The organism is Sorangium sp. So ce836 (genome assembly GCF_028553905.1).
Classification (GTDB): Bacteria; Myxococcota_A; Polyangia; order Polyangiales; family Polyangiaceae; genus Sorangium; species Sorangium cellulosum_D.
Window position 1 is genome coordinate 7,316,056 of the sequence record NZ_CP102233.1, and the last position, 24,485, is coordinate 7,340,540.

General features: G+C 73.1%; 21 protein-coding genes, 1 tRNA gene and 1 pseudogene. 14 read left to right on the top strand and 9 right to left on the bottom strand.

What is annotated here, in order from left to right; genetic code table 11:
* The first annotated feature begins 8 nt into the window (after positions 1-8).
* The 7 genes from NQZ70_RS26250 to NQZ70_RS26280 all read left to right on the top strand — a co-directional run bounded on the left by NQZ70_RS26250 (position 9) and on the right by NQZ70_RS26280 (position 6,004).
* A complete protein-coding gene (locus tag NQZ70_RS26250; protein ID WP_129576650.1) occupies positions 9-902 on the top strand; it encodes an ERF family protein in 894 nt (297 codons plus the stop codon).
* An 18-nt stretch (positions 903-920) separates the two neighbouring features.
* Complete coding sequence (locus NQZ70_RS26255; RefSeq protein WP_272825691.1) at positions 921-1,577, top strand: pentapeptide repeat-containing protein; 657 nt, start codon at positions 921-923, stop codon at positions 1,575-1,577.
* Positions 1,570-2,406: a hypothetical protein gene (locus tag NQZ70_RS26260; protein ID WP_129576651.1), complete on the top strand. Its 837-nt coding sequence runs from the start codon at positions 1,570-1,572 to the stop codon at positions 2,404-2,406. Before NQZ70_RS26255 ends, NQZ70_RS26260 begins: the two co-directional genes overlap by 8 nt.
* Positions 2,403-2,981: a hypothetical protein gene (locus NQZ70_RS26265; RefSeq protein WP_129576652.1), complete on the top strand. Its 579-nt coding sequence runs from the start codon at positions 2,403-2,405 to the stop codon at positions 2,979-2,981. Before NQZ70_RS26260 ends, NQZ70_RS26265 begins: the two co-directional genes overlap by 4 nt.
* 14 nt (positions 2,982-2,995) lie before the next feature.
* Positions 2,996-3,385 carry a hypothetical protein gene (locus NQZ70_RS26270; RefSeq protein WP_129576653.1) on the top strand — a complete coding sequence of 130 codons (390 nt, stop codon included), beginning with the start codon at positions 2,996-2,998 and terminating at the stop codon, positions 3,383-3,385.
* Positions 3,386-3,396: 11 nt separating this feature from the next.
* Positions 3,397-4,305 (top strand): DUF2303 family protein, encoded by a 909-nt coding sequence (locus NQZ70_RS26275; protein WP_129576654.1) that lies wholly within the window; start codon positions 3,397-3,399, stop codon positions 4,303-4,305.
* Positions 4,306-4,759: 454 nt separating this feature from the next.
* On the top strand, positions 4,760-6,004 hold the full coding sequence (locus NQZ70_RS26280; RefSeq protein ID WP_165374177.1) for a phage antirepressor N-terminal domain-containing protein: 1,245 nt from the start codon (positions 4,760-4,762) through the stop codon (positions 6,002-6,004).
* A 15-nt stretch (positions 6,005-6,019) separates the two neighbouring features.
* On the opposite strand, the gene NQZ70_RS26285 is transcribed toward NQZ70_RS26280, so the two are convergent.
* Positions 6,020-6,376: a hypothetical protein gene (locus NQZ70_RS26285; RefSeq protein WP_129576656.1), complete on the bottom strand. Its 357-nt coding sequence runs from the start codon at positions 6,374-6,376 to the stop codon at positions 6,020-6,022.
* A 167-nt stretch (positions 6,377-6,543) separates the two neighbouring features.
* Between NQZ70_RS26285 and NQZ70_RS26290 the strand changes: the two genes are divergently transcribed.
* Both NQZ70_RS26290 and NQZ70_RS53430 read left to right on the top strand, forming a co-directional pair.
* Complete coding sequence (locus NQZ70_RS26290; RefSeq protein WP_129576657.1) at positions 6,544-6,918, top strand: hypothetical protein; 375 nt, start codon at positions 6,544-6,546, stop codon at positions 6,916-6,918.
* A 583-nt stretch (positions 6,919-7,501) separates the two neighbouring features.
* Positions 7,502-7,951, top strand: a pseudogene (locus NQZ70_RS53430) (tyrosine-type recombinase/integrase); the annotation flags it as partial.
* Positions 7,952-8,140: 189 nt separating this feature from the next.
* Here NQZ70_RS53430 and NQZ70_RS26300 read toward each other — a convergent pair.
* Both NQZ70_RS26300 and NQZ70_RS26305 read right to left on the bottom strand, forming a co-directional pair.
* A tRNA-Glu gene (locus NQZ70_RS26300) sits at positions 8,141-8,215 on the bottom strand.
* A gap of 186 nt (positions 8,216-8,401) precedes the next feature.
* Positions 8,402-8,641, bottom strand: a complete 240-nt coding sequence (locus tag NQZ70_RS26305) for a hypothetical protein (RefSeq protein ID WP_129576664.1) — start codon at positions 8,639-8,641, stop codon at positions 8,402-8,404.
* Positions 8,642-9,412: 771 nt separating this feature from the next.
* Between NQZ70_RS26305 and NQZ70_RS26310 the strand changes: the two genes are divergently transcribed.
* The 3 genes from NQZ70_RS26310 (at position 9,413) to NQZ70_RS26320 (ending at position 14,262) form a co-directional block, all read left to right on the top strand.
* Positions 9,413-11,275, top strand: coding sequence for a TonB-dependent siderophore receptor (locus NQZ70_RS26310; protein WP_272825697.1), 1,863 nt, complete (start codon positions 9,413-9,415; stop codon positions 11,273-11,275).
* Positions 11,272-12,351 carry an HmuY family protein gene (locus tag NQZ70_RS26315; protein ID WP_165374671.1) on the top strand — a complete coding sequence of 360 codons (1,080 nt, stop codon included), beginning with the start codon at positions 11,272-11,274 and terminating at the stop codon, positions 12,349-12,351. The genes NQZ70_RS26310 and NQZ70_RS26315 overlap by 4 nt, the downstream gene beginning before the upstream one ends.
* Before the next feature lie 126 nt (positions 12,352-12,477).
* A complete protein-coding gene (locus NQZ70_RS26320; RefSeq protein WP_129576665.1) occupies positions 12,478-14,262 on the top strand; it encodes a hypothetical protein in 1,785 nt (594 codons plus the stop codon).
* Positions 14,263-14,319: 57 nt separating this feature from the next.
* Here the strand turns inward: NQZ70_RS26320 and NQZ70_RS26325 are convergent, their stop codons facing one another.
* From NQZ70_RS26325 to NQZ70_RS26350, 6 genes are all read right to left on the bottom strand, one after another.
* On the bottom strand, positions 14,320-15,435 hold the full coding sequence (locus NQZ70_RS26325) for a glycosyltransferase family 4 protein (RefSeq protein ID WP_129576666.1): 1,116 nt from the start codon (positions 15,433-15,435) through the stop codon (positions 14,320-14,322).
* Between the two features lie 3 nt (positions 15,436-15,438).
* Positions 15,439-16,455, bottom strand: a complete 1,017-nt coding sequence (locus NQZ70_RS26330) for an NAD-dependent epimerase/dehydratase family protein (RefSeq protein WP_237244076.1) — start codon at positions 16,453-16,455, stop codon at positions 15,439-15,441.
* Between the two features lie 159 nt (positions 16,456-16,614).
* The gene (locus NQZ70_RS26335) at positions 16,615-17,832 is read right to left on the bottom strand and encodes a glycosyltransferase family 4 protein (protein WP_207217484.1); all 1,218 of its coding nucleotides are present in this window, start codon (positions 17,830-17,832) and stop codon (positions 16,615-16,617) included.
* Between the two features lie 337 nt (positions 17,833-18,169).
* Positions 18,170-18,994 (bottom strand): CBS domain-containing protein, encoded by an 825-nt coding sequence (locus NQZ70_RS26340; protein ID WP_165374178.1) that lies wholly within the window; start codon positions 18,992-18,994, stop codon positions 18,170-18,172.
* Positions 18,995-19,526: 532 nt separating this feature from the next.
* On the bottom strand, positions 19,527-19,937 hold the full coding sequence (locus tag NQZ70_RS26345) for a hypothetical protein (RefSeq protein WP_129576667.1): 411 nt from the start codon (positions 19,935-19,937) through the stop codon (positions 19,527-19,529).
* A 639-nt stretch (positions 19,938-20,576) separates the two neighbouring features.
* Complete coding sequence (locus NQZ70_RS26350; RefSeq protein ID WP_129576668.1) at positions 20,577-21,656, bottom strand: alpha/beta hydrolase; 1,080 nt, start codon at positions 21,654-21,656, stop codon at positions 20,577-20,579.
* A 109-nt stretch (positions 21,657-21,765) separates the two neighbouring features.
* Here NQZ70_RS26350 and NQZ70_RS26355 point away from each other — a divergent pair, with 109 nt between their 5' ends.
* Together NQZ70_RS26355 and NQZ70_RS26360 are read left to right on the top strand one after the other, a co-directional pair.
* Positions 21,766-22,590, top strand: a complete 825-nt coding sequence (locus NQZ70_RS26355; protein WP_129576669.1) for a GNAT family N-acetyltransferase — start codon at positions 21,766-21,768, stop codon at positions 22,588-22,590.
* A 50-nt stretch (positions 22,591-22,640) separates the two neighbouring features.
* Positions 22,641-24,047, top strand: coding sequence for an FAD-binding oxidoreductase (locus NQZ70_RS26360; protein WP_129576670.1), 1,407 nt, complete (start codon positions 22,641-22,643; stop codon positions 24,045-24,047).
* Positions 24,048-24,485: the final 438 nt, after the last annotated feature.

Consider the following 24,485-nt stretch of genomic DNA (forward strand, 5'->3'; position numbering starts at 1 on the left):
AGGGGACCGTGGACCAAGCGACGATGCCCAAGGAGATCTCGGCCGCTCTCGCGAAGGCGCAAGCGGTCGCGCGCTCGGTCGAGAAGACGAAGACGAACACCCACCATGGGTTCAAGTACGCCAGCGCCGAGGACGTGATCGCGGTGGCGCGCGAGGCGCTCGCCGAGGCCGATCTCGCACTGCTCCCTGTCGCGACGAAGTTCCGGCGCAGCACAGGCACGCTCGATGAGAACGCCGGCGCGTGCGGGTTCCTCGACATCTCGTATCGCCTGATCCACGGCGCCTCGGGCCACGTCCACGAGATGACGACCGAAGAGGCGGTGTGCCCCCAGCCGGCGAAGGAACGCGGGTGGGTGCGCCCGCTCGACAAGGCCATCTTCGCCGCGCGCACCGAGGGGCTCGGCTACATGCTGCGCGAGCTGCTCCTCATCCCGCGCCAGGACGCGCTGGACGTGTCCGGGCGCGGCGACGGCGACGACCGAGGGCCGCGCGGGGGACAGGACAGGCAGCAGGGCCAGCGCGGGCAGGACCGCGGCCGCGGCGGGCAGGCATCGCCGGGGCCGTCCCGCGGCGCCCAGGGCAGCGCGCCGGCGCAGGGTGGCGGGCAGGCCTCGCCGCCCGATCCGTCGGATCCGAAGCTCGCCGAGGAGCTGCGTCTTCTCCGACAGCGGCGATCGGAGGCGAAGGCCGAGAAGAGCACCGAGAAGCTGCTGCTCGCCGACACCGCCTTCGCCTCCGCCGTCGAGGCGCACGCCGCCACGCTCCAGAGCTCGCAGGCCGTCGAGGACCTCGCCGCGCTCTGCGACTCGCTCCGCTTCCCCAAGGGGCGCCCCGCCGCTGCGATCGGCGCCGCCATCACCCAGGCCCGCGCGCGGGTCGCGCCGGCCACGCAGTCCACCTGATCGACCGCTGGAGGACCCATGATCACCGTGTCTCTCACCCGTCAGGCCCTCACGCGCGAGGGGGCCTGCTCCGATGGTCTCGCGCTCTTCGACAGCATCAAGGCGCTCGCCGATGAGCAGCGCGCCGCGGAGGGCAAGCCAGCGCGCCGCGGCCTCGTCGTGCGCTGGACGCGGCTCCACACGCTCTGGGCCGCCACGGCCTATCCGTCGTTCTTCGGCTGGCTGGTGGGCAAGGGGTTGGTACCCGGGGCCAACCTCGACGGGGCCAACCTCGCCGGGGCCTACCTCGCCGGGGCCTACCTCGCCCGGGCCAACCTCGACGGGGCCAACCTCGACGGGGCCAACCTCGCCCGGGCCAACCTCGCCCGGGCCAACCTCGACGGGGCCAACCTCGCCGGGGCCTACCTCGACGGGGCCAACCTCGCCCGGGCCAACCTCGCCGGGGCCTACCTCGCCGGGGCCAACCTCGCCGGGGCCTACCTCGCCGGGGCCAACCTCGCCGGGGCCAACCTCGACGGGGCCTACCTCGCCGGGGCCAACCTCGACGGGGCCTACCTCGCCGGGGCTCGCCGCCGTCGCACCGATCCGGTGCTGGTCGGCTGGGAGGTCGTCGGCGACGAATGCGACTGCTGCCCGGCACCTCTCCGGCGTACGAAGGGGGGCTCGGATGCTTGAGCACGTCGAATTCGCGTGCATGCTGTGCTTCTGCCTCGCCCTGGCGCTCACGCCCGAGCGGGCCTGGGCTCGCCTCGTCAAGCGCGCCCGGGCTCGCCGAGCGGAGCGCAAGGAGCGGCGGCGCGGACCCTGGATCCAGACGCGTAGCGGCGCGCGCTGGTACCCGTACACGTGCCGCCCCGAGGACGTGCAGCTCGAGGACCTCGGGGCGTGCGCATACGTGCTGCGGTGGGGAGGGCACGCCGGCACGGTGACGGTCGCGGAGCACCAATACCGCGTGGCCAAGCTGCTCGCGGCGCGCGGCGAGAGCCCGGCGGTGCAGCTCCTCGGCCTGCTCCACGACGCGCACGAGGTCTATCCGCCTGGCGACGTCCTTGCGCCTGTGTTCTGGGGCCGTGGCCTCGTCGGTCGGCAAGTCGCCTGGGGGATGCGCTGGATGTCGAGGCGAGCGGAGCGCGCCGTGCGCGACCGGATGCACCTGCCGCACGAGTTCCCCGCGGCAGTGAAGCACGCCGACCTGGCGCTGCTCTCGACTGAGGCGCACTGCCGCCTGCCGGGCGGGCCGCGCGACTGGGGAAGCAACCTGCCGCCGCCGAACCACGTCTGCGAAGCGTGGGACTCGGAATACGCCGAGTTTAGGTGGTGGTCTCTCGTCCGGACGCTCTCGCAGCAGGTCGCGGACGAGATGCGCGAGCAGCGCTGCAGCGACGCGGCGGCTGGCCTGGACTCGTCCCACGGGTGGGACACCATCACGGCGCTCCTCGAGCTCGCCGTCGTCGCTGACCGGCAGATCGCCCGCTGCGCGCCGCTGCGCCGGGGTGCCGCGTGATCCCCGCGCGGAAGGCCCTCGTCGAGCTCGCGCGGAGCCTCGACGGCGTGGGGATGACGAGCAGCGCCGTCGACTACCTCAAGCTCATCGGCGACGGCGAGACGCTGTCACGCGCCCGCGAGCTCGCGACCCTCTCCGGCTGCGCGCTGACCGTCCGCGGGATGTGGCGTCGCGCGGGCGTCGACCACCCGATCCTGTGCACCCCGTACCGGACCGGGCGCGCCGTGACGGACCTCGTCGAGATCGCGCTCGACAGCCAGGCCCTCGTCGAGGCTCGCGACGAACTGCCGGTGGTGTACCCGGGCGACGTGGTGATCGTGGGCGGGCTCGGGTACGGCGGCCCCGAGCACGTCTGGACGGTGCTCGACGCGACCGGGCAGGGCTACCCCGACGCGACGACATCGATCGTCACGGGGCTCGACGGCGGGCAGCGGTGCGAGAGAGGACAGCAGGTGATCCGCGTCAAGACGCACGAGATCACGGGCGTGCCGCCGGTCGACGACGGGCGCCGGGTGCGGTGGGTGATCGACTTCGGCGCGGTGTGGCGCCGGTGGGGCCGCCCCGAGGCGGCTTGAAGGGAGCATGGTAGATGGATGACAAGGACGAGGGGCCGCGCAACTTCGGCGTGGTCCTCAGCGAGATCGACGGCGGGGCGCTCATCGGCGAGCTCGGAGAGGAGCTCCAGAAGGTCGTGAAGGCGACATCGGAGAAGGCCTCGGCGACGTGCCGGCAGGCGAGCGGGGAGCTGGTGATCAAGCTCTCGCTCAAGACGGACGAGAAGGGGCGCGTGGAGGTCGGGGCCGACATCAAGACGAAGCTGCCGGCCCCTGTGCGCTCGAAGTCGCTCTTCTACGCGACGGACGGCGGGAACCTGACGGCGACGAATCCGCACCAGGCGGCGCTGCCGTTCCGCGAGGTCGCGGGCGGCAAGCAAGAGGCGAAGGACGTGATCGGCAACAAGGGCGTCAAGGCCCTGTGAAGGAGCAAGTCATGGCGAAGTCGGACGCAGAAGCGGTGATCGAGCTGGCCCAGAAGAGCGCGCGCGCGCCGGAGCGGATGACCTTCGAGGACATCGACGTTACCGCCGAGGTCCTCGTGCTGCCCGACACGAACGGCAGCTACGTCATCAGGTCGATCAAGCCGTTCCTCGACGAGTACCGCGAGCGCCCGGAGCGCCGGAGGGGCACGGCGCGGCTCGGGGACCTCGCGAGCTTCATCGACCACACGAACCGCTTCAAGGACGATGGCAGCGCTCTCTTCGCGTCGGACGACCCGGCGAAGCCGCACCTGATGTCGGTGCTCGACTACCACGAGCCGGCGGACAAGGGCGACGCGCGCTTCGGCGAGCACCGAGCGATCTGCGCCTTCCCGCTGTCGGAGGAGTGGGTCGCGTGGAAGGGCGCGCACGGCAAGCCGATGACGCAGCAGCAGTTCGCGGAGTTCCTCGAGACCCGCATCGTCGATGTCGTCGAGCCGGTCGACGTCGGCCAAACGTCCACCGACTTCGCCGCCAAGCTGGGAGGCATCGAGTTCGCGTCCCCGCTCAAGCTGCTCCAGCTCTCGCGCGGGATGAGCGTGCGGGTCGGCGCCACCGTGAAGCAGGCCGTGAACCTGTCGACAGGGGAGGTGCAGGTCCACTACGAGACGCAGCACAGCGACGATCGCGGCGAGCCCCTGCGCGTCCCGACGGCGTTCGTCATCGCGATCCCGGTCTTCCGGTCCGGCGTCCTCTACAAGATCCCGGTGCGGCTCCGGTACAGCGTGAGCCGGGGCGACATCTCCTGGCGCGTCGAGCTCCACCGCGCCGACATCATGATGGCCGACGCCTTCGACGAGGCGAAGCTGGTCGCGACGAAGGAGACCGGCCTTCCGCTCTTCGTGGGGTCGCCCGAGAGCTGACAGCGGCGCGCTCGCGAGCTCCGCCCCGTGCTCCTCGGCAAACCGAGGTGGCGGGGCTCGCGGCGTTGGGAGGCCCCGATGCGATGTGGCGATTGCGGGACACCATCACGACGACACCATTGCCGCTGGCCGTGCTCGCTGTTCGGCTTTGCCGGGCTCCTACCCGGCGTCGTCGGCCGGTGGCGCGTAGTCGAGAGGCGCTTCCGCGCGCGCGGGGGGTCGTCGGCATGACCCGGGAGACCCGCCGCAGGAGATGGCGCCGCGCAGTGAGACGGCTTGGCGGTGCGGTGAAGTCGACGGGAGCCAGGGGCCCGCGGGACCTCGCTGGGGCGCTCCTGGCGATGCCAGACGCGCAGCTGGCCGCCGCGGTGCGGGCACTGCCCGAGGAGGGCGCCGCCGCGCTCGCAGAGATGGTGTGGGCCATGAGGCCGATGAGGGAGAGAGGGAAGAGGCGATGAGCAACGACAAGAAGACCATGACGAAAGTGAACGTGTGCGGTGAGGAGCTCGACGCGTGCCACGATGGCGAGCACGTGTGGGTGAGCGTGCGGCGCGTGTGCGAGGTGCTGGACATCTCGCCCAACATGCAGGTGGAGAAGCTCAAGAAGAAGCCCTGGGCAGTCAGTATGTTGAACATATCAACTGGCCCAGACGGCAAGAATTACGAGACATTTTGTCTCTCTCACCGCTCGCTCCCGATGTGGCTGGCGACAATTGAGCCGTCGCGATCGACGGCCGCGAACCTCGGAGAGAAGCTCGCGCGGTTCCAGATGGAGGCAGCCGACGTACTCGCCGACCACTTCATGGGCAAGCGCGGTGATGGAGTGCGCCTGAATCTCCCTGGGCTCCGCACCGAGGTAATCGTCGTCACCCCGGAGATGGCCGGGGAGTGGCTTGAACACCGCAACAACAGCAACCGGCCGATGCGCGAGCGCGTGATCGCGAAGTACGTCGCCGACATCAAGAAAGGGCGCTGGCTGACCACGCACCAGGGCATCGCGTTCGGGCCAGGCGGGGAGATCATCGACGGGCAGCACCGGCTCGGCGCGATCGTCAGGGCTGGCGTCGCCTGCACCATGATGGTCACGTTCTACGAGGACGAGGCGCTCGCGCGCGAGGCGAAGCTCAAGTGCGACACGGGCCGGACGAAGAGCAACGGGGACGTGCTCGCGATGGCCGGCGTCGTCGAGAAGGCGGTGGCGGACAACCTCGCCGCGATCGTCTCGGCCATGCGCCTCATCGACGGGAACACGGGCAACCTCAGCGCCGACGAGATCCGCGACACCTACGAGGAGAACAGGGACGCGGTCGACTGGGTGCTCCGCGCTCTCCCCACGAAGGAGTTCGGCACGCTGCCGCGCGCCGCGTTCGTGTACGCCTACCGAGCGTTCCCTGAGCAGGTCGACGCCTTCGCCACCATGGTCAGAGAGAAGGCCGGCATCGACGCGGGCACCCCGGCGCAGACGTACTTGAAGTCCTCGGCCGGAGGGCAGCTGCGCACGTCCGGCGGCAGCGGGGAGCGGCGCGCCTGCTTGCTCAAGATCCTTCGAATCCTGAAGGCGCATGTCCGCAGCGAGAAGGGGCTCGACAAGCTCTACGTCACCACGGAAGGGCTCGACTTCTTCAAGGCGGCTTGGGAGCGGCAGAAGTCGAAGACGAACGTCCTGCCGTTCCCGAAAGACCCTGTTGCCGCTGAGTGACTTGACCCAGGGAGACTAACGATGTCGCCGACGCTCCACGTAAGCCCGCATGTCAATCACCTTGGCCGGGGGCTCGCCCACGGCCAGGTAGCAGGTGACCCATCCGCCCGGATGCCGCAGTTCCAGCGGGCGCCCCTCCGCACGTGCGGCCTCGACGTAGCGGAGCGTCGTGCGAAGGACGTCGAGCAGGTAGACGGTCGCGATCTGCTCGGGCGAGCCGCGCCGGGAATGCGTGAGCCGGCAGGCGCGCCGCTCGAGCTCTCGCGCCGCGGCGCGGACCTCATCGAAGAACGCCATCTGCGCGGCCGTAGGCTCCTCGGGACGCACGGATTCCTTGGCGCCGCGAGGGGCGCGGTGTACGGATTTGGACATGTCGTAACCTCGAACGTGGAAGCGTTGCAGGTTGCGGCTAGGGGCCGGTGGGAGGTGGTTCTCCTGCCGGCCCCGCTTTTCCCGCGGGGCTCCGAGCCGGTGGTTCGACTCGGGGCCTTGCCTCAAAGGGTACGCTGCCGGGCGGCCGGGGCGCAAGGGGGCTCGCGATGAAGCCCGGCATCGCCACCCCCAGTACCCTTGTCCCGCCCGACGCGCTCGAGGCGTTCGGCCGCGCGGTAGCCCGCCTCGCCGCGGAGCTCGCCGTCGGCATCATCGAGCAGCGCCAGCAGGCCGCGGCGCCGCCGCGCTACGCCACGGCGAAGCACAACCCGATCGGGAGCTCGCGCGCCTTCCTCGACGCCGCCCGGCGCGGGGACTTCCCGTCGCACAAGGTCGGGCGCGAGGTGCGCGCGCTCTGGGCCGATGTCGACGCCTACATCCTTTCGCGGCCCGGCTCGAGGCGGCGAGAGGAGCGGGCCACCCTCGAGGCGGAGCTCGCCGCCTCCGCCGCCCCGCGCAGGAGGCGCGCCGCCCGTGGCTGACCGGACAGGTACCTTCGAGTTCCGGTCTGGCCGTTGGTGGGCGCGCCCAACCCTCGCCGACGGGAGCCGCGGCGCGCGCGTACCGCTGCCCAAGGGCGCGACCGAGGAGCAGGCCCGCGAGAAGGCCAAGGCCCTGTCAGAGCTCGCCCAGCGCAAGGGCACGACGAAGGCCGGCTCGCCAGCGGGCGCCGAGCAGCCCAAGGGGCCCACCGTCGCCGAGTGGGGCGAGGCCTGGCTCGACGAGCGCGAGCGGCGCGGCCTCGCCTCGGTGCGCACGGACCGCGGCCGCTGGGCGAAGTGGATCGAGCCGCAGCTCGGCGCGCTGCACATGGTGGCCGTCACGACCGAGGACCTCGAGCGGCTCGTCCAGCGCCTCGACGAGGCCGTCCGCGGGGGAGAGCTCGCCTGGAAGACGGCCCGCAACGTCTGGGGGCTCGCCTCGAAGGCCTTCGACGACGCGGCCCGCTCGAAGACGCTCGAGCTGCGCGTCCGGAAGGACAACCCGGCGGAGAAGGTGCGGCCGCCCGACGAGGGCCCCGCGCGGGGGAAGCAGTTCATCTACCCCAGCGAGTTCCTCTCCCTCATGGCGTGCGAGCGCGTGCCCGTTCGGTGGCGCCGGCTCGTGGCGGTGCAGATCTACCTCTACTGCCGCGCCGGCGAGCTCGAGGCCCTCCACGTCGACGACGTCGACCTCGCGCACCGCACGATCCACATCCACCGCGCCGTCGACCGGGACCACGGCGGCGCGATGAAGGAGACGAAGACGAACAACCCTCGCCGCATCCCGATCGAGCCGAACATCATGCCGCTGCTCGAGGCCCTCGTCGCCGAGGCGCGCGCGGCGGGGCGGGCGCTGCTCGTCGAGATGCCAGCGCTCTGCGATCTCGCGGCCCGGCTGCGGAAGTACCTCCTCTGGGCCGGCGTCGAGCGCGCGGAGCTCTACAAGACCACGCCGACCTCGAAGCAGATCACCTGGCACGACCTCCGGGCGACGGCGGCGACCTGGCTGGCCATCCGCGGCGAGGCCCCGCAGGTCGTCATGGCCCGGTGCGGCCACGAGAACATGGAGACGACCATGGGCTACATCCGCCTGGCGGGCATGCTCCACGCCGACCCGGCCTCAGTGTTTCCTGAAATACTTCTGCCCCAATCGCTGCCCCAAGACTCGAAAGGGTGGGGCTCGGCAGGCGGTAAGCTATCGGGATCATTGAGATCCTCTAAGCGTCCCCAGCGGGATTCGAACCCGCGTAGCAGCCTTGAAAGGGCTGAGTCCTGGGCCGGGCTAGACGATGGGGACCGGCGATGCGGCGCGGGAACCTACCGTCCGTCGTCGAGCAATGCAAGCCCAACTCGCGTCGCCCGTTCCGTCCGGTCCCGCCCCCGCGAAGCCCGCTGCGCGAACCGGCCGCTCGGCGGCTCGTCGCGGCGGGCTTCGCGGGAGCAGGCGCCGGTCCCGGCGGCCTTGCTGCCCGCTGGCGTGGGCTCAGCCGGGCTGAGCCGGCGTCCACGCGGGGGCATCGCTCGCGGGGAACGAGTCCTCCACGGTCTCGTCCACCTTCTGTTCCGGCTCCTTGTCCGCCGTGGCCTCGTGGCCCTCCACGGGGTCCCCCGGGACGTGCCTGTGCTGTCCGCTCCCGGCCTTCCGGTCGTGCGAGGGCGCGTCGGCGGCGCTCCTGGACGTCTCGGTCCCTCGTTCCTCCGATCCCTTCTCGTTCGGCTTCATGCGCACCTCCTCGGGCTGTTCCGGCTTCTCCAGACCACCTGGAGCCGTCGAAGCGCACCGCAAGGGGCCAACCGGGCGCCGGTGAGCCCGGCGCGGCCGCTCGTCCGGCACGGACCTCCCTCCCGGCGCGCGATCTCGCCTTGCGGGCGCAGGGCCCTGCCCTTGCGCCGCGCGCCGCGCGGCCTGCGCGCCGCGTCCCTGCGCCTTCCGCGACGCGACCCCCCGCGCCCGAACCGCTGGACGGCCACGATGAATCGGGCGACCATGCGCACCGCGCAACCTACCTTGCGCCACACAGGCAGAGCTCTCCCCCATGCTTTCGCTGCTGCGCCTCGAGCCTGCCGTTTCGATGTCCCAGGGAGGACCGTGCACCGCCGCCGGCGCCTGACGCGCGCCGCGCTCGCCTTCTGCCTCGGTCCGGCGCTCCTCTCGGCCGCCCCTTCGCGCCCAGCGCGCGCGCAGCTTGCGCCGCCGGCGCAGCCTCCCCGACCGGCGCCCGCCACCCAGCCCGGACCGGCGCCCGCCACCCAGCCCGGACCGGCGCCCGCCACCCAGCCCGGACCGGCGCCCGCCACCCAGCCCCAGCCCGCGCCCTCCGCCCAGCCCCAGGCGCAGCCGCCCGCCCAGCCCCAACCCGCGCCCGCCACCCAGCCCCAACCCGCGCCCTCCCAGCCCGCGCAGCCCTCGCCTCCCCCTCCTCCCCCCGCCCCGCCCCCCCTCGAGGTCGTCGTCACCGGCACCCGCACCCCCGAGAGCAGCCAGCGCGCCACCGTGCGCACGCGCGTCGTCACCCGCGAGGAGGCCGAGCGCCGCGGCGCCACGAACGTCGGCGAGGCGCTCGACGGCGAGCTCGGCGTCCAGGTCAACCCGAGCGCCTACGGCGCCCTCGGCAACCCCAGCGCCATCCAGATCCAGGGCTTCGACCTCGACCGCGTCCTCGTCCTCGAGGACGGCGAGCGCGTCATCGGCGACAGCGGCGGCGCCATCGACCTCTCCTCCCTCCCGCTCAGCGACGTCTCCCGCATCGAGCTCGTCACCGGGCCGACGAGCTCGCTCTACGGCGCGAGCGCCATCGGCGGCGTCGTCAACGTCCTCTCCGCACCCCCGGCCCACCCGGGCTTCAGCGGCCGCGGCCGCCTCGAGGGACGCAGCCGCGCCGGGCTCCTCGCCCAGGCCTCCGGCGCCTACCGCGGCGAGCACGCCTGGGCCAGCGCCGACGCCTCGTTCCAGCGGGACGACAGCCTCACCCTCCTCGAGGACAGCGCCGCCACCGCCCTGCCCGAGCGCGCGCAGCACCTCGTCGGCCTGCGCGCCGGCGCCGCGCTCGGCCGCGGCATCGACGTGCGCCTCCGCGCGCGGTGGATCCACGACGAGCAGGACGGCATCGAGCAGCCGCCGCCGCTGCCAGGCCTCGGCGTCTACCTCATCGACGTCCCCGAGGTGACCGACCGCTTCACCCTGCACCTCACCGAGACGCTCGATCTCGGCGGAGGCTCCAGCCTGCGCCTCGCCGCCGGCCGGCAGTGGGCCTACCGGACGAGCGAGCGCAACCTGCGCGGCTCACCCCAGTCGGAGCTGCGCGAGCGCACAGGCACCCTGCAGAGCTACGAGGCCATCGCCACCATCGCCCAGGGACGGCTCACGTGGGTCGCCGGCGCGCGCGCCGAGGTCGAGTCGCTCACCCAGGAGCTCGAGCGCACCACGGTCTCCACCTCGGGCGTCTTCGAGAGCACCGTCGACGAGGTGCCCGACACCGAGCTCGGCAGCGCCGCCGTCTACGGCCAGCTCGCGTGGAAGCTCACCGACAGCCTCACCCTCATGCCCGGCGTCCGCGGCGAGTACTGGCCGCGCTACGGCGCCGTCCTCGCCCCGCGCCTCGCCGTCGCCTACCGGCCCGCGCCGTCGCTCACGCTGCGCATCTCCGGCGGCCGCGGGTTCCGGGCGCCCAGCGCGAAAGAGCTCGGCTTCTCGTTCGATCACTCGGGCCTCGGCTACAAGCTCGAGGGCAATCCGGGGCTCGCCCCGGAGACGTCCTGGGGCGCGAACGGCGATGTCACGTGGAGCCCCAGAGAAGGCCTGACGGTGCGCGCCGGCGCCTTCGCGAACTGGGTCGACGACCTGATCGACTTCGACCCGAAACCCATCGACACCTCCGGCGGCGTCGACACGTATACCTACATGAACGTCGCCAAGGCGCGGACCGCAGGCGTCGAGCTCTCGGCGACGTTCCAGGCGGCGTCGTGGCTCCGCGCCGAGGCCGGCTACGCCTACCTCTGGACGCGCGACGACACGGGCAATCCCCGGCAGCCGCTCTCCGGCAAGCCGCCGCACACCGCGCAGGCGGCCCTCCGCGCCGACCTGCCCCTCCAGCTCGAGCTCGTCGCCCGGCTGCGGACGATCTCCAGCGCGTTCATCGAGGTGGACGACCGCGGCGTGACCCGCCGCGCGCCCGGCTTCACCACGCTCGACGCGCGGCTCGCGCGGCCGCTCTGGCCCTCGTCGCAGGCCTACGTCGGCGTCAGGAACCTGCTGGGCGCGCAGAAGGACCCTGGCCGCCGCAACGATCACCGGCCCCTCGAGGGGCGCACCGTCTACCTCGGCGTCGTCGCCGAGCTACCGTGGGAGGACTCATGACACGATGGTCCGTCGCAACAGCGCTTCTCCTGCTCACCCCGGCGTGCAGCGACGACGTGGGAGGCGGAGGCGGCGAGCAGACCGAGGACGGCGCGCTCCTCGAGGTCGAGGTGCCGGCCTCGGGCCGCGTCTTCCTCCGCCTCGCCACGCCGGAGGTCGTCGTCCCCTCCGGCGACCCCGCGGCGTCCACCGACTGGGATCTCGCGTTCTCGGGGTACGACGTGTTCACCAACAGCGGCCTCAGCGGCCCGGGCGAAGGCGGGGCGCTGCCGCTCACCCTCGAGGACTACACGGCAGGCCAGCTGCCGAGCACCCCCTTCCTGCTCCAGGACGAGGCCGGCGGCGCCTTCACGGGGTGGTACGCCTACGACGGCGAGACGCACGTCGCCTTCAGCCGGTATCACATCCACGCGATCGAGCACGAAGGGCGGTACTGGAAGCTCCAGATCCTCTCCTTCTACGGCGAGGTCGACGGAGCGCCGGTCACGGGGCTCTACCAGCTCCGCTATGCCGAGGTGCTCCCCGACGGCTCCGGCCCGACGGTCGACATCGAGGATCTCGACGCGACCGCGGGCGGCATCGACATGCCCGAGACCGCGCCGAGCGCCTGCCTCGACCTCGCGAGCGGCGAGCAGCGGATGCTCACGCCGGAAGAGGCGCGCGCGTCGACGGCGTGGCACGTCTGCTTCCGCAGGTCGCAGATCGGCGTCAACGGCGAGCTCGGCGGCCCAGGGACCGCGCGCGGCGCCGATCTCCAGGAGCAGGAGGCGAGGTCCGAGTCGCTCGCCGAGGTCAAGGAGCGGACCGCCGCCTCGGAGGAAGCACGGTTCGACGCGGCCGACCACGCCGCCCTCACCGATGCCGCCGTCGCGTACCGCGGCGACCACATCGCCACGGCCTTCACGGGGCGCTGGCTCGATCGCGGGGCGAGCCCCCCCGCGCCGGCGAAGGACGCCGCGTGGCTCGTCCAGAGCGCAGACGGCCAGTCGCGCTACGTGACCGTCATCGAGCGCTTCGAGGGCGCGACGGACGCCTCCCCAGGTCGAGTGATAATGCGCGTCAAGCAGGTGGAATGACCGCCACTCCCGCCATTTGCGTTGCGGGACGGTCACAAGGGTGCGCGGCGCGTGACATCGCGCCAGGACCCGAGCATACTGCGCGCTCGCCAAGGGACGCCCTTAGCCGTGGTAAGGAGCATGCTTATGACAGAGTCGCCTGCATCCGCATCGAGCGCCACAGGTCCGTCCCCCGGGACGCAGGACGGCGAGCGCGGGGCGACGCGGGCGCGCCGTGGGGGGCTGCTCGCCGCGGGGGCGCTCGCCGCGCTCGCCGCAGGCGCCTGCGGCGGCAACGTGGTGGTCGACGGGTTCGAGCCGACCGACGGCACCGGCGGCTCCGGCGCGACCACGAGCTCCGCCACGCCAGGCTCCTCGGGCGTCGGTCAAGGCGGCAATATCGGCGAGGGCGGCGCGCCGCCGATTCCGCCCCTCGTGAAGAATGAGTTCCCCGACGTCACCGCCGGAAAGAGCATCCCGGTGCACGTCCCGCCCGGCACGCTCGGCATCACGGCCGTCGCTCAGCTCGTGACCTCGACGCCGAGCTGGGATCCGGTCGGGATCGAGACCATCACCGGCCCCGACGGAAGAACGTTGGTGACGAACTACTCGATCCCCGGCACCCTGGCCCACTTCTTCAATCATGGCATTGGCACGGCCGCCGTACCGCAGACTGGCACAGCGGCCTCCGTGCCACTCGTGCCAGGCACGTACTGGATCACGGTCGGCGGCGGCGACACCGGCATGCTGGCGGGGCCGGCGCGCCTCTCGGTGTGGCGCCGCCAGACGCTCGACGGGCGCTTTCACGGCGGGAAGATCGACGTCAACGCCTTCATCGCCGGAAACGCGGTCTCCGAGGAGTACATGCAGCGCGCGCTGCGCTCTGCGTACCGCGGGTTCGTGGGGCTCGACCTGGGCGATGTCACCGTCCATCACCTCGGGTCGGAGTGGGCGGTCATCGACGAGGAGCTCCTCCCCAGCGTGCTCGAGCAGACGGCGGGCGCCGCCGGCAGGCCGGCGCTCAACGTGATCGCGGTGGCAGACTTCACCGGGCGGCTCGCGGGCGCGGCCGGCGCGACGCCCTCCGCGCCCTCCGTCGCGGTGGAGCACGGGACGCACCTGAGCGGCATCGTCGTCGCGCTCTTCGGGGACCTCGAGGCCGACGCGGTCATCCTGCGCCACGAGCTCGGCCATTTCGCCGGCCTGTTCCACACCACCGAGATGGAGGCCGGCTACGCGGATCCGCTGGACGACACCGCGGAGTGCGAGGACATGAGCCTGTCGTACGAGCGCTGCCCCGATTACAACAACGTCATGTTTCCGACGGGGGGCGACTTCTCGAGCACGATGACGCCGCAGCAGGCGAGGATCGTGCAGGCGAGCGCGTTTTACCGGGGCGTCGTCGAGGACGGCGGCGGCGCGGCGCCTCCGCTGCCGGCCGATCCGGGTGCGTCGGCGAGCGAGGCGCCCGTGGCGCCGCCGGCCCCGGGCGGGTCGGCCCGGGCCGGCGCGCCCGACCGCCGCGCCTGGGCGGCCGCGCTCCCGCCGCGCGCCGCGACCCTGCTCGAGGGGCATTTCTGCGGCCACAGCGCAGCCCGGGGCACGGGCTTCTTCGGGTGGCTCCGCGCGGCCGGCGGCGCCGACGCCGAACGGCTGCTCGCGGTCGGCCGCGATCCAGGGGCGCCGGCGCACGCCAGGGCGCGCGCCCTCGCCGCGGCCGGCCGCGCCGCCGCGGCGTCTGCGCCCGCGGCGCGCGTGGCCGCGGAGCTGCAGGCCCTCGCCGAAGATCCGCGCCTGCCGAGGCGCGCGCGGCTCGGGGCCATCCAGGGGGTCGCCTCGGCCTCGCCCGACGCGGCCCGCGCGCTCGCGGCGCGGATGGCCGCCGACCCCGACCATGTGGTCGAGCGGATGGCCGCCCGCGCGGCGCGGTGAGCTCCGGTCACGCGCTCGGCGAGGGGGCCCCCGACGAGCGCGTGATCGCGCAGCAGCTCACCGCGTGCCCGAGGTGAGCTGCCCATAGAGCGCAGCGTACTCGCCCATGATCGTCCGGGTCGCGTAACGGCGTTCGGCGCGCCGGCGCGCGGCCGCGCCGAGCTGCGCCCTGAGCGAGGGGTCGTCGCGCAGGGCGCGAAGCGCATCCCGCAGCGCCGCCTCGTCCCTCGGGGGCACCGCGAGGGCCGCGCGGCCGTCCTCGCCCTCGATGACCTCGGGCACGGCGCCGACCGGCGTGACGACGCAGGGCAGGCCGCTCGCCATGGCTTCGAGCACCACGTTGGGCAGCCCCTCGGCGTGGCTCGGGAAACAGGCGATGTCCGCGCTGCGGTAGGCCGCGGGCATCGCGGCCGCCGGCACCTCGCCGAGCAGGTCCAGGCGGCCCTGCCGCGCGAGCGCCCCGAGCGCCTCGTCCAGGCGACGGGCGTACTCCGCAGGGCACCCGGCGGCCCGGGGCCCCGCGAGCGCGAGGGTCACCCCCTCGACCGCCAGCGTCGCCCGCGCGAGATCGAGGACCCCCTTGTGCGGGGTGATCAGGCCCGCGAAGAGCACCCGCAGCGGCCCCCCCGGCGCGCGCGGCGCGGCGGCGGGGTGGAAGACCTCGGTGTCGACCGGGTTCGGGACATAGACGACGCGGCCGCCCGGAACCAGGCCCTGCACGTACTCCTGCAGCTCCTCGGCGAGCGCGACGACGGCGGCGGCGCGGCCGAGCACCGCGCGCACCGCCTGCAAGGTGGGCCACGGAAGGGCGCGCAGCCAGTCGATGATCTGCGTCGAGAAGTGCAGGTGGAGCACCGCCGGCACGCCCGCGCGGCGGCACAGCTCCACCGCGAGGCCGTCGCGGGCGGTCGCCCAGAACAGCGTGGTGCACAGGTGAACGACGTCCGGCCGCCGCCGCGCGAGCAGCCGGTGGAGCTCGGACAGCGCTTCGCCGGCGCGGACCACGCGCGCCGGGCGAAACCTGCTCTTCGCGTCGATGGCGGCGCTGTGGGGCGAAGTGTCGATGACCTCCGCCTCGATCCCCGCCGCCGGCGCCGCGTCGAGATAGGTTCGCATCCACCGCGTGAGCCCGCCGGCGGGCGGCGGGAGGGGGCCCCAGAGCGCGACACGCATGGGTTAGAAGCGCGCCTCGGCGACGATCTGTTCCCAGTGCTCGCGGAACCACGCCACGGTGATCGCGAGCCCCTCGTGCAGGTCCATCCGCGCCTCGAAGCCGAGGACGCGCCGGGCCTTCTCGGTGGACGCTCCGCGACGGCGCTGCGTGTCCCACGCGCGCCGCTCGACGAACCGGATGCCGGCGCGGTTGTCCGTCATCTCGTTGATGGCGCGCGCGAGGTCGAGGATGACGGTCTCGTTGCCGGACGCCAGGTTGAGCGCCTCGCCCGAGGCGCCCGCCGTGGTGCCAGCCCGGAGCAGCCCATCGACGATGTCGCCCACGTACGTGAACGAGCGGGTCTCTTCTCCCGTGCCGGTGATCGGCAGAGGCTCGCGCCGAAGCGCCCAGTAGACGAAGTTGGGGATCACGTTGCGGTAGCGGCCAGGGACCTCGCCCGGACCGTACGAGTTGAAGAGGCGGACCCGAACGGTGCTGAGCCCTTCCTGTCCGGTGAAGTAATTGCAATAGAGCTCGCCGAGCAGCTTGGTGGCCTGGTAAGGCGTATGCACGTCCAGCGAGGTGTAGTCCTCCGGGACGGGCCGCGGCGGATCGCTGCCATAGGCGGCGCAGCCGGACGAAGCGAAGACGACGCGCTGGACCCCGCGCCGCCGCGCGTGGCGCAGCACCCGCAGCGTGCCGAGGCCGTTGACCTCGAGATCCCGCTCCGGGTTGTCCACCGAGTTCTGGTTCGCGAACAGCGCGGCGAGGTGGAAGACGTGGGAGGTCTCGTCCCGGAAGACCTCCGCGAGCAGGTCGTCGTCGACGACGCTCCCCTCCACGAAGCGCACGCTGCCCCGCGCCGGAACGGACCAGCGGTACGAGGAGGAGAGATCGTCCACGACGATCACCTCCGCGCCCGCGTCGGCCAGGGCCGCAGTGAGGGAGCTGCCTATCGCGCCCGCGCCCCCGGTGACGATGACCCGCCTGCCCTTGTAATTCTGCCGGATGCTCGCCATCTCTTCTGTGATTTCGCGCATGGAATCCTCCTCTCCGCAACGCGCCGGCGCGCTGCGTCCTCCCGTTCTCCAGCTGCGCGCCGGCGCGTCCGTGCGCCGGCGCATTCACGCGCTGGCGCACGAATGCGCCGGCGCATTCACGCGCTGGCGCACGAATGCGCCGGCGCGTTCGTCACGCGCTCAGCTCGCCGCGCGCGCGAAGACCTCCTCGTAGCGAGTCACCAGCGCGTCGCGCGTGAACCAGCGAAGGAAATGGCGGCGGCCCGCCTCCCCCATCGCGCACCGCGCCTCGGGCGTCATGTCGCGCAGCCGCCGCACCGCGGCCGCGAGCGCCGCCGGATCCTCGGGCTCGCAGGCGAGGCCCGCCCCGCTCTCCCGGACCAGATCCGCCGGATCCCCGCTCGCCGCGACGAGCACCGGCCGGCCCGCGGCCATGTAGGCCGGGATCTTCGAGGGGATCGTGAGCTCGAAGCACGGATCCCGCTTCAGGTGCGAGAGCAGCACGTCGGCGAGCGCGAAGAGATGAGGCATGCGCTCGTGGGGCTGCTGGCCGATGAAGACGATGTTGGACAGGGCGCGCACCTCGGCCTCGCGCCGGAGCCGGGGCGCGTCGATCCCGTCACCGACCATGACGAACCGCACGTCGTCGAGGTCCCGCAGCAGCGCCGCCGCGTCGAGCACGCTGGAGAGCGCCTGGGCGGCGCCCATGTTGCCCGCGAACAGGACCACGAACCGCCCTGTCAGCCCGTGCTCCGCGGCGAGCTGCGGATCGGGCTCCACCGGCTGATAGATGCGGTCGTCCGCCCAGTTCGGGATCAGGTGCACCTTGTCGGCCGGGACGCCTTTGCGCGTGAGCGCGCGCGCGAGGCCAGGGCTGATCACGATGAGCGACGCGGCCCTCCGGTACAGGGCGCGGTTCACCCGATCGATGCCGGCGAACACGTGCGGGTTGCCGAGCATGCCTGACGCGGCCGCGGTCTCGGGCCACAGGTCCTGGACCTCGTACACCCACGGGATCCCGCGGAGCGCGGCGAGCCAGGAGGCCGCGACAGCGAGGCTCGGCGGCGGATTGTGGACCCAGGCGACGTCCGCCCGCCCTGCGAGCGCCGGGCCGAGCAGCGCGGTCGAGGCGCCGAAGCTCGCGTAGTTGAGCGTCCGTCGCAGGCGCGATCGGCTGTGGTCGAGGTAGATCGGGAGCCGTATCACCCGGGTGCCGTTCACGTGCTCCACGTCCCAGAGGCGCTGCCTGTATCCCGGGTAGAGGCGGCCGTGCGGGTAGCTCGGGAATGCGGTGATCGATGTCACCTCGTGCCCGCGCGCCGCCAGCGCCTCGGCGAGCAGGTGGGCCCGGGAAATGGGCTCGGGGTGATACCACTGAGATATAAGGAGTAACCTCACCGCCCCACTTCGGTGCACGGATGCCCGCCGACATTCAACCGGCGAGCTCGACGCGCTCTCATGGCGCATCCCCCGTCGGCAGCCCCGGAGCGCCCTCGCGCGAGCGGAACTCTGCACGTAAGACAAGGTGTGCCAAGGCGAGACATCCTCGAGCAGCGTCTGGCGTTCGCTTTGCGGCCGCGCTGGCTCCGGCGCCGGCCATCCGTGGCCGGCCTCCTGGCGGCGGGCGGCGCTGGCCTCCCGGCGGGCGGCGCTGGCCTCCCGGCGGGCGGCGCTGGCCTCCCGGCGGGCGGCGCTGGCCTCCCGGCGGGCGGCGCTGGCCTCCTGGCGGGCGGCGCTAGCCGGCTTTGGACCTCGCGGCCGTGGAGATCAGGCCCGTCCCGGCGACGGCGCGCGCGAAGTCCAGGCCCGTCAGCACGCCGCGGAGCCGCCGCCCCTGCACCACGAGCACGCGCCGCGCCTGCGCCGCGTGCGCGGCGGCCGCGGCCCGGTGGAGCGGCGTCCGGACGTCGAGACAGACCATGGCAGGGCTCATCACGTCCTCGACCGGCGAGTCCGAGAGCACGCCGTGCGCGAGCAGCGCCTCGGTCTGGGTGAACATCCCCACCGGCCAGCCGCCCGGGTCCACCACAACGAGCCCGCTCACCTGCGCCGTCGTGAGCCGATCGGCCGCGAGCGCGAGCGGCGCGTCGAGCGGGATCGTGTACGCGGGGGCCGACATGAGCTCGGCGATCGGCGTCGCCTCCCGCGCCTCGACGAGGGCCAAGAGGAGATCCTTCGTGCTGAAGACCCCGGTCAAGGTGTCGTCATCGCGGACGAAGACGCGGTGGATGCGGTGCTTCAGCAGCACGCTCGCCGCCTGGACGACCAGCGTCGTGCGCCCGACCGTGATGATCCCCGGGCGCAGGACGTCGCGCGCCGGGACATCGGGCAAGGTCAGCAGCATCCCGCGGCTGTTCGTCTTCGTCTCGAACCGGCCGAGCCGGAGCAGGTCGGTGCGAGACAGCACGCCGATCGCGCGCGACGCCGCGTCCAGGATCGGTACGCAAGAAATTGCGTGTTCGCCCAACAAGCGGTGGACCTCGGGCAGCGGGGTCGTGTCGGGCGCCGTGATGACTGCGCACGTCATGTAACGCGAGACGGGTGTCGCAAAGCGCATCATGGGGAGGATTCCTCGAGGACGCCGGCGCGGATCTCGGCAGGCGGCGCGTCAGCGCGCAGCGGACCGGAGCAAGAAGCGATCCGGAATGCGGAGTGCGCCGACGAGCCCGGTGCCGCAGGCGCCGGGCGCTGCGCGGCGCCGCGAGCGGGCTCACCGCCGGCGGCGCCGGCGCAGACACCGCGCCTGGGCGCGCCATCTGCGCCGGGGTGTGCTGCGAGCTGGGCAGTTTCTCTGCGCCCGAGCCGAGCTCATCCACGCCGGCCGGCGATGTCCCAAAATGCATCACGTGGGGTGCCGTGCAACGCAGCCGTCGCAGCACGGCCTTAGCGGAATCGCAGACTTCGGACGCCCGGCCGCCGGGAGCAGCGCATTTACGCGCGCTCCCGGCGGCCAGGCCCCGGCGGCTCGTCTCAGGCCACCCGCGGCTCAGGCGCCGGGCACCGAGCGACGCCCTCACGAGGCCCCGAGCGCGATCCGCGCCGTGGCGCGGGGCCGGAGCTCGCGTTCGCCTGGCTGCGCCGGCTCCGGGGGACTACCACCTGTTGTTGCAGTTGCCGAAGCCGTAGCCAGGGCTGAAGTTGCCAGAGTTGAACGGATTGTACGAGTTGAACGGCCTCCAGCTGTTGCCGAAGCAGGGCTTGGGCGGGAAGGTCGGCCAGCCCGGGCCCCAGTTCCCGCCGCCACAGCTTCCGCCGCCCCAGTTCCCGCCGCCCCAGCCCGGGCCCCAGTTCCCGCCGCCCCAGTTCCCGCCGCCCCAGTTCCCGCCGCCCCAGTTCCCGCCGCCCCAGTTCCCGCCGCCCAAGCCGCAGCTCCGCGGATTCAGAAAGCCGTACAGCGCCTGCGAGGTCTCCTCGACCTCAACGGCCTCGGGCTCGTCCATGTCGGCCTCGTCGGCGCCAGCCTCGCCCGCCGCGCACCCGGCGGTCAGAGCGGCCATCGCCATCGCAACATGCATCCACCTGCTCTTCATCAGCTCGACCATTTCTCCCCCTTCCACGACCCGCGACATCCGCGGGGCGTCAGGCCAGTCGGATTGCGCAGAGAGCAGCGCTCATGCCCGAGAGCCGGTGTGCACAGGCTGCCGCCCGGCGGCCCGCGCGGCGGGTGGGAGGCAGCGACAAACCGACAATCCTAAACAGCGCACGACGCGGCGGCGGAGGCCCGTTCACCCGCGCCGGATCGCTTGGGCAGATAAGGCGCTTCGGGGCGCGCGCAGCGCACAGGCGCTCGCCGCGGCAGGCGCCCTCGCGCGACGCGACGAGCCACGCAAAACACGCCTTTCACGAGCGGTGGACTTCTCGACGCAGGGCGCCTCCACGAGGCGTCTCCGACGATTCGAGGCCTCCTCACCGGCAAGGTGGGGCAATGAGCGACAGCGGCATACTGACACTCACCGCTCTCGGGCGATCCGCGCCGCCCGCACGGCGCGCTCGGCCCATCTCCTCTGCGCCCATGTGAGCAAAGGTGCTCGGGAAGAGCGCTCCGGGCGTCTCGCGGCGCGCGCACCAGCGCTCCTGTCGGGCCGGTGCGCGGCGGGGCCGGCGCGCTCAGGGGACGGCGCGCGCGGCGTCGGCCGGCGCGCTCAGGGGACGGCGACCCAGGTTTTCCAGGCCAGCGCGAAGTCGTCGGCGCGGATCTCGTGGCCGCGCCCGGGGTGCACCACGAGCTCGTGCTCCCAGCCGTGCTGCGTGAGCACGTCGGCGAGGTTCTCGGCGCTCGCGATCGTGGAAGCGAGCTCCTCACCGCCGACGGCGATATGGATCGGCGGCCTCTCCTGGGAGAACAGGTGCTCCTCGATGACCATCCGGCCGGCGCCGACGAGCCCGGCGCCGTCGACGGGGACGAGGCCTTCCAGCGCCACGTAGCTCGCGAAATACCCCCCGTTGGAGAAGCCCATGACGTAACGCCGGCCGAACGTTCCCCCGAGGATCCGTGCCATCCGCGCCTCGGCGCTCATCCACTCCTGGAGCAGGGCGGGCGCCGCAGCGTCGACCGTCTCGCGGCGCGTCGGCCAGCAGAAATAGGTCTCGACGGACGGATCCCAGGTGCACAGCCCCGGCCTTCCGCGCGGGAACACCGCGACGACCCCGAGCGCCGCGGCGGCCTCCGCCGCGATCGCCTGGAGGGCCACCGGCAGCGCGTCGGGCGCCATGGCCCCGTGCAGCACATAAAGGATCGGCGCGCCGCGGGGCGCGGTCTCCGGCACGTGGAAACAGGTGTGCTCGTCCAGGCCGATCCACCCCGCCGAGCACCAGTCCGTCTCGACCGGCTCCCAGCTCAGCGCTCCGCCCTCCCCGCCGCCTCCCTCGCCTCCGTCGCCGCCAGCGTCGCTCCCGTCGCCAGCGTCGCTCCCGTCGCCAGCGTCGCTCCCGTCGCCAGCGTCGCCCCCGCCGGAAGCGCCGTCCGCGCCGGAAGCGCCGCTGCTGGCCGCATCGCCGGCCGACGCGCCGTCGGCCGCGGCGCCGCCGTCGGCCGCGGCGCCGCCGTCGGTCGAGGGCGCCCCGGCGGCCGCGCGGTCGCACGCGGCCGGCGCGAGGGCGAGCGCGGCGAGCAGCGCCGCGCGGCCCGCGAGGATCGACCCGCTGGCCGCGCCCGCAGCCGCGGCGCCCTCGAGCGCGCCGCGGGCGCCCGCGCCACCGTCCACGCCGAGTGCGTTGCTCATGGCCCCATCACGGTGCCGTGCTGGACGCGGCGCCGCAACGCTCGCGCGGCGAGCGGCTCGCGCCCGGGATCCGTGGGACGCGCAGCGCCCCCGACTGTAAGCTCGCCCCATGCTTCGCCTCATCGCGCGCCCGGCGCGCCCATCGGATTATGACCATTTTGCCCGGCTGTTCGTGGAGCTCGGCATCGACAACCCGGTGCTTCCGCGCGAGCGCTGGGAGAGCGCCTTGGCCAAAGACACCCTCTTCTTCGAGGAGGGCGGCGAGGTGGTCGCCTACGCCTATGTCCAGCCGCTGCGCGGGGTCGGCTATGTGCGGCACATCGTCGTCGCGCCGTCCCACCGCGGCCGCGGGCTCGGCGCCGACGTCATGCGCGCCGTCGCCGCGCACCTCCGCGGCCGCGGCTGCGCGCGCTGGTGCCTCAACGTCAAGCCGGACAACACCGCCGCCGTGCGGCTCTACCGGAGCGCCGGCATGGAGCAGGTCTACGCCATGACCACGTTCCAGCTCGCCTGGGACGCCGCGGCTCGCCTTCCGCGCCCTGCGCGCCCGGTCGCCGCCCGCCCGGCGGAGCCGCCCGACGACGCCGCGGTGGAGGCGGCGTTCGGCTTGCTGCCCGGCCAGGTCGCCGAGGCGCGCGGCCGGGGCGGCCTCGTGCTCCTCTGCCTCGTCGACCCCGCGGCGCCGGGCGCCGCCCCGCTGGGGTTCGCCAACTTCGACCCCTTCCTCCCCGGCGCGTTTCCCTTCCGCGTGGCCGCGCCGGAGCTCGCCGCTCCCCTGCTCGACGCCATCCGCCCCCACGCCCCGCGCGCCCTCGAGGCCCTCCTCGTCACGGTCGAGGACGACGACGCGCTCACCGCCGCCCTCCGCGCGGTGGGCGCGACCGTGCAGCTCGTCGGCGCGCACTTCCGAGGCGAGATCCCGGACGTCGGCTGAGCCGCGAAGGCCGCTTGCCCTCGCCGCCACGCCGCAGTACCGAGCCGGCCATGACCCCACTTCCCGGCCTTCCCGGCGACTTCCTCGCGGCCGTCCAGCGCGAGTTTCCCGCGGATTTCCTCTCCACGGACGCGTCCGACCTCGCGACGTTCGGCCGCGACTGGACCAAGGTCCACGAGCCGAAGCCCTCGGCCCTCGCGCTCCCGCGCTCGACCGACGAGGTCTCGCGGCTGCTGCGCCTCTGCTCCGAGCACCGCGTCCCGGTGGTGCCCTCGGGCGGGCGCACCGGGCTCGCGGCCGGCGCCGTGGCGGCGCGGGGCGAGCTCGTCGTGTCGCTCGAGCGGATGCGCAAGATGGGGCCGGTCGACGTGCTCGGCGCGACCGTGCGCGTCGAGGCCGGCGCCGTGACCGAGGCGGTGCACCAGCACGTCGCGCCGTACGGCCTCACCTGGCCGGTCGACTTCGCCTCCAAGGGGTCGAGCCAGGTCGGCGGCAACATCGCGACGAACGCCGGCGGCGTGAAGGTCATCCGCTACGGCCTCACGCGCCAGTGGGTGCTCGGGCTCACCGTCGTGACCGCGAGCGGCGCCGTGCTCGACATGAACGGCGCGCTCGAGAAGAACAACACCGGGATCGACCTGCGCCAGCTCTTCATCGGGAGCGAGGGCACGCTCGGGATCATCACGGAGGCGACCCTCAAGCTCACGCGGGTGCCCGAGGGGCTCAACGTGTTCCTGTTCGCGGTGCCGGACCTCGCCGGCGTGCTCGCGCTGTTCCGCGAGGCGCGGATGGGGCCGTTCGTCGTGATGGCCTACGAGTTCTTCACCGAGAAGTGCCAGGCGCGCCTGCGCCGCCACCGCAACGTGCGCGTGCCGCTCTCCGCGCCGTCGGACTACTACGTGCTCATCGAGGTCGAGCGCGGCGAGCCCGAGGCGCTCGAGGCGTGGATCACCTCGCTGTTCGAGCGCGGGCTGGTCACCGACGGCACGCTCGCGCAGCACGGGGCGCAGGCCGCCGAGCTCTGGGCGCTCCGCGAGGGGATCAGCGAGAGCCTGTCGGCGACCGGGCTGCCGCACAAGAACGACGTGTCGCTCCCGATCCAGGAGCTCGAGGGCTTCTGCTCCGAGCTGGAGAGCCTGTTCGAGGCTCGCTATCCAGGGTGGGAGATCGCGCTCTTCGGCCACATCGGCGACGGCAATCTCCACATCAACGTGATGAAGCCCGACAGCCTCACGCGCGAGGAGTTCCTCCGGCGCACCCACGAGGCGGATCACGCGATCTTCACGCTCGTGAAGAAGTACCGCGGCAGCATCTCCGCCGAGCACGGCATCGGCCTGCTGAAGAAGGAATACCTGCCCTACTCGCGCTCGGCCGAGGAGCTCGCGATCATGCGCTCGATCAAGCGGGTGCTCGATCCGCTGAACCTCATGAACCCCGGCAAGATCATCGACGTCTGAGCGCGCCGCGAGGCCCGCTCGGCCGAAGGGCCCCGGCGTGAGGGGCAGACGCGCTCCGACCCGGACACAAGCCGCCGTCTCTGGCCCTCTTCAGCTCCCCTCACCCGGCCTGCCAGAACAACCGCTCTCGTGAGCTCGGCGTCGCGCCCGGGCGCCCGCGCGGTCATACTCCCCGCCGAGACGCATGGGACTGCTCGATTGGCTCCGGCGACGGCGTGGTCTTCCGGCATCGACAGAGGCGTTGGCGCCGCGCGCCGACGGAGCGGCGCCGTGTGGAGGGGCGCCGGCGCCTCGGCCGGAATCGCCCGCGCCTCGCGCGGAATCGCCAGCGCCTCGGCCGGAACCGCCAGCGCCTCGCGCGAACGGCCCTGGGACGGCGGCAGACGGCTCGACCCGCTCAGAGGCGACGGCGCCCTCCGCGCCGTCGAGGAGACGGTC

Bases quoted from the DNA above. Each gene is read 5' to 3' on its own strand.
- NQZ70_RS26345 (WP_129576667.1), bottom strand. From the start codon at position 19,937: ATGGCGATGGCCGCTCTGACCGCCGGGTGCGCGGCGGGCGAGGCTGGC.
- NQZ70_RS26325 (WP_129576666.1), bottom strand. From the start codon at position 15,435: ATGCGTGTCGCGCTCTGGGGCCCCCTCCCGCCGCCCGCCGGCGGGCTC.
- NQZ70_RS26355 (WP_129576669.1), top strand. From the start codon at position 21,766: ATGCTTCGCCTCATCGCGCGCCCGGCGCGCCCATCGGATTATGACCAT.
- NQZ70_RS26315 (WP_165374671.1), top strand. From the start codon at position 11,272: ATGACACGATGGTCCGTCGCAACAGCGCTTCTCCTGCTCACCCCGGCG.
- NQZ70_RS26280 (WP_165374177.1), top strand. From the start codon at position 4,760: ATGAGCAACGACAAGAAGACCATGACGAAAGTGAACGTGTGCGGTGAG.
- NQZ70_RS26285 (WP_129576656.1), bottom strand. From the start codon at position 6,376: ATGTCCAAATCCGTACACCGCGCCCCTCGCGGCGCCAAGGAATCCGTG.
- NQZ70_RS26340 (WP_165374178.1), bottom strand. From the start codon at position 18,994: ATGATGCGCTTTGCGACACCCGTCTCGCGTTACATGACGTGCGCAGTC.
- NQZ70_RS26305 (WP_129576664.1), bottom strand. From the start codon at position 8,641: ATGAAGCCGAACGAGAAGGGATCGGAGGAACGAGGGACCGAGACGTCC.
- NQZ70_RS26330 (WP_237244076.1), bottom strand. From the start codon at position 16,455: ATGCGCGAAATCACAGAAGAGATGGCGAGCATCCGGCAGAATTACAAG.
- NQZ70_RS26260 (WP_129576651.1), top strand. From the start codon at position 1,570: ATGCTTGAGCACGTCGAATTCGCGTGCATGCTGTGCTTCTGCCTCGCC.
- NQZ70_RS26360 (WP_129576670.1), top strand. From the start codon at position 22,641: ATGACCCCACTTCCCGGCCTTCCCGGCGACTTCCTCGCGGCCGTCCAG.
- NQZ70_RS26350 (WP_129576668.1), bottom strand. From the start codon at position 21,656: ATGAGCAACGCACTCGGCGTGGACGGTGGCGCGGGCGCCCGCGGCGCG.
- NQZ70_RS26255 (WP_272825691.1), top strand. From the start codon at position 921: ATGATCACCGTGTCTCTCACCCGTCAGGCCCTCACGCGCGAGGGGGCC.
- NQZ70_RS26270 (WP_129576653.1), top strand. From the start codon at position 2,996: ATGGATGACAAGGACGAGGGGCCGCGCAACTTCGGCGTGGTCCTCAGC.
- NQZ70_RS26275 (WP_129576654.1), top strand. From the start codon at position 3,397: ATGGCGAAGTCGGACGCAGAAGCGGTGATCGAGCTGGCCCAGAAGAGC.
- NQZ70_RS26320 (WP_129576665.1), top strand. From the start codon at position 12,478: ATGACAGAGTCGCCTGCATCCGCATCGAGCGCCACAGGTCCGTCCCCC.
- NQZ70_RS26290 (WP_129576657.1), top strand. From the start codon at position 6,544: ATGAAGCCCGGCATCGCCACCCCCAGTACCCTTGTCCCGCCCGACGCG.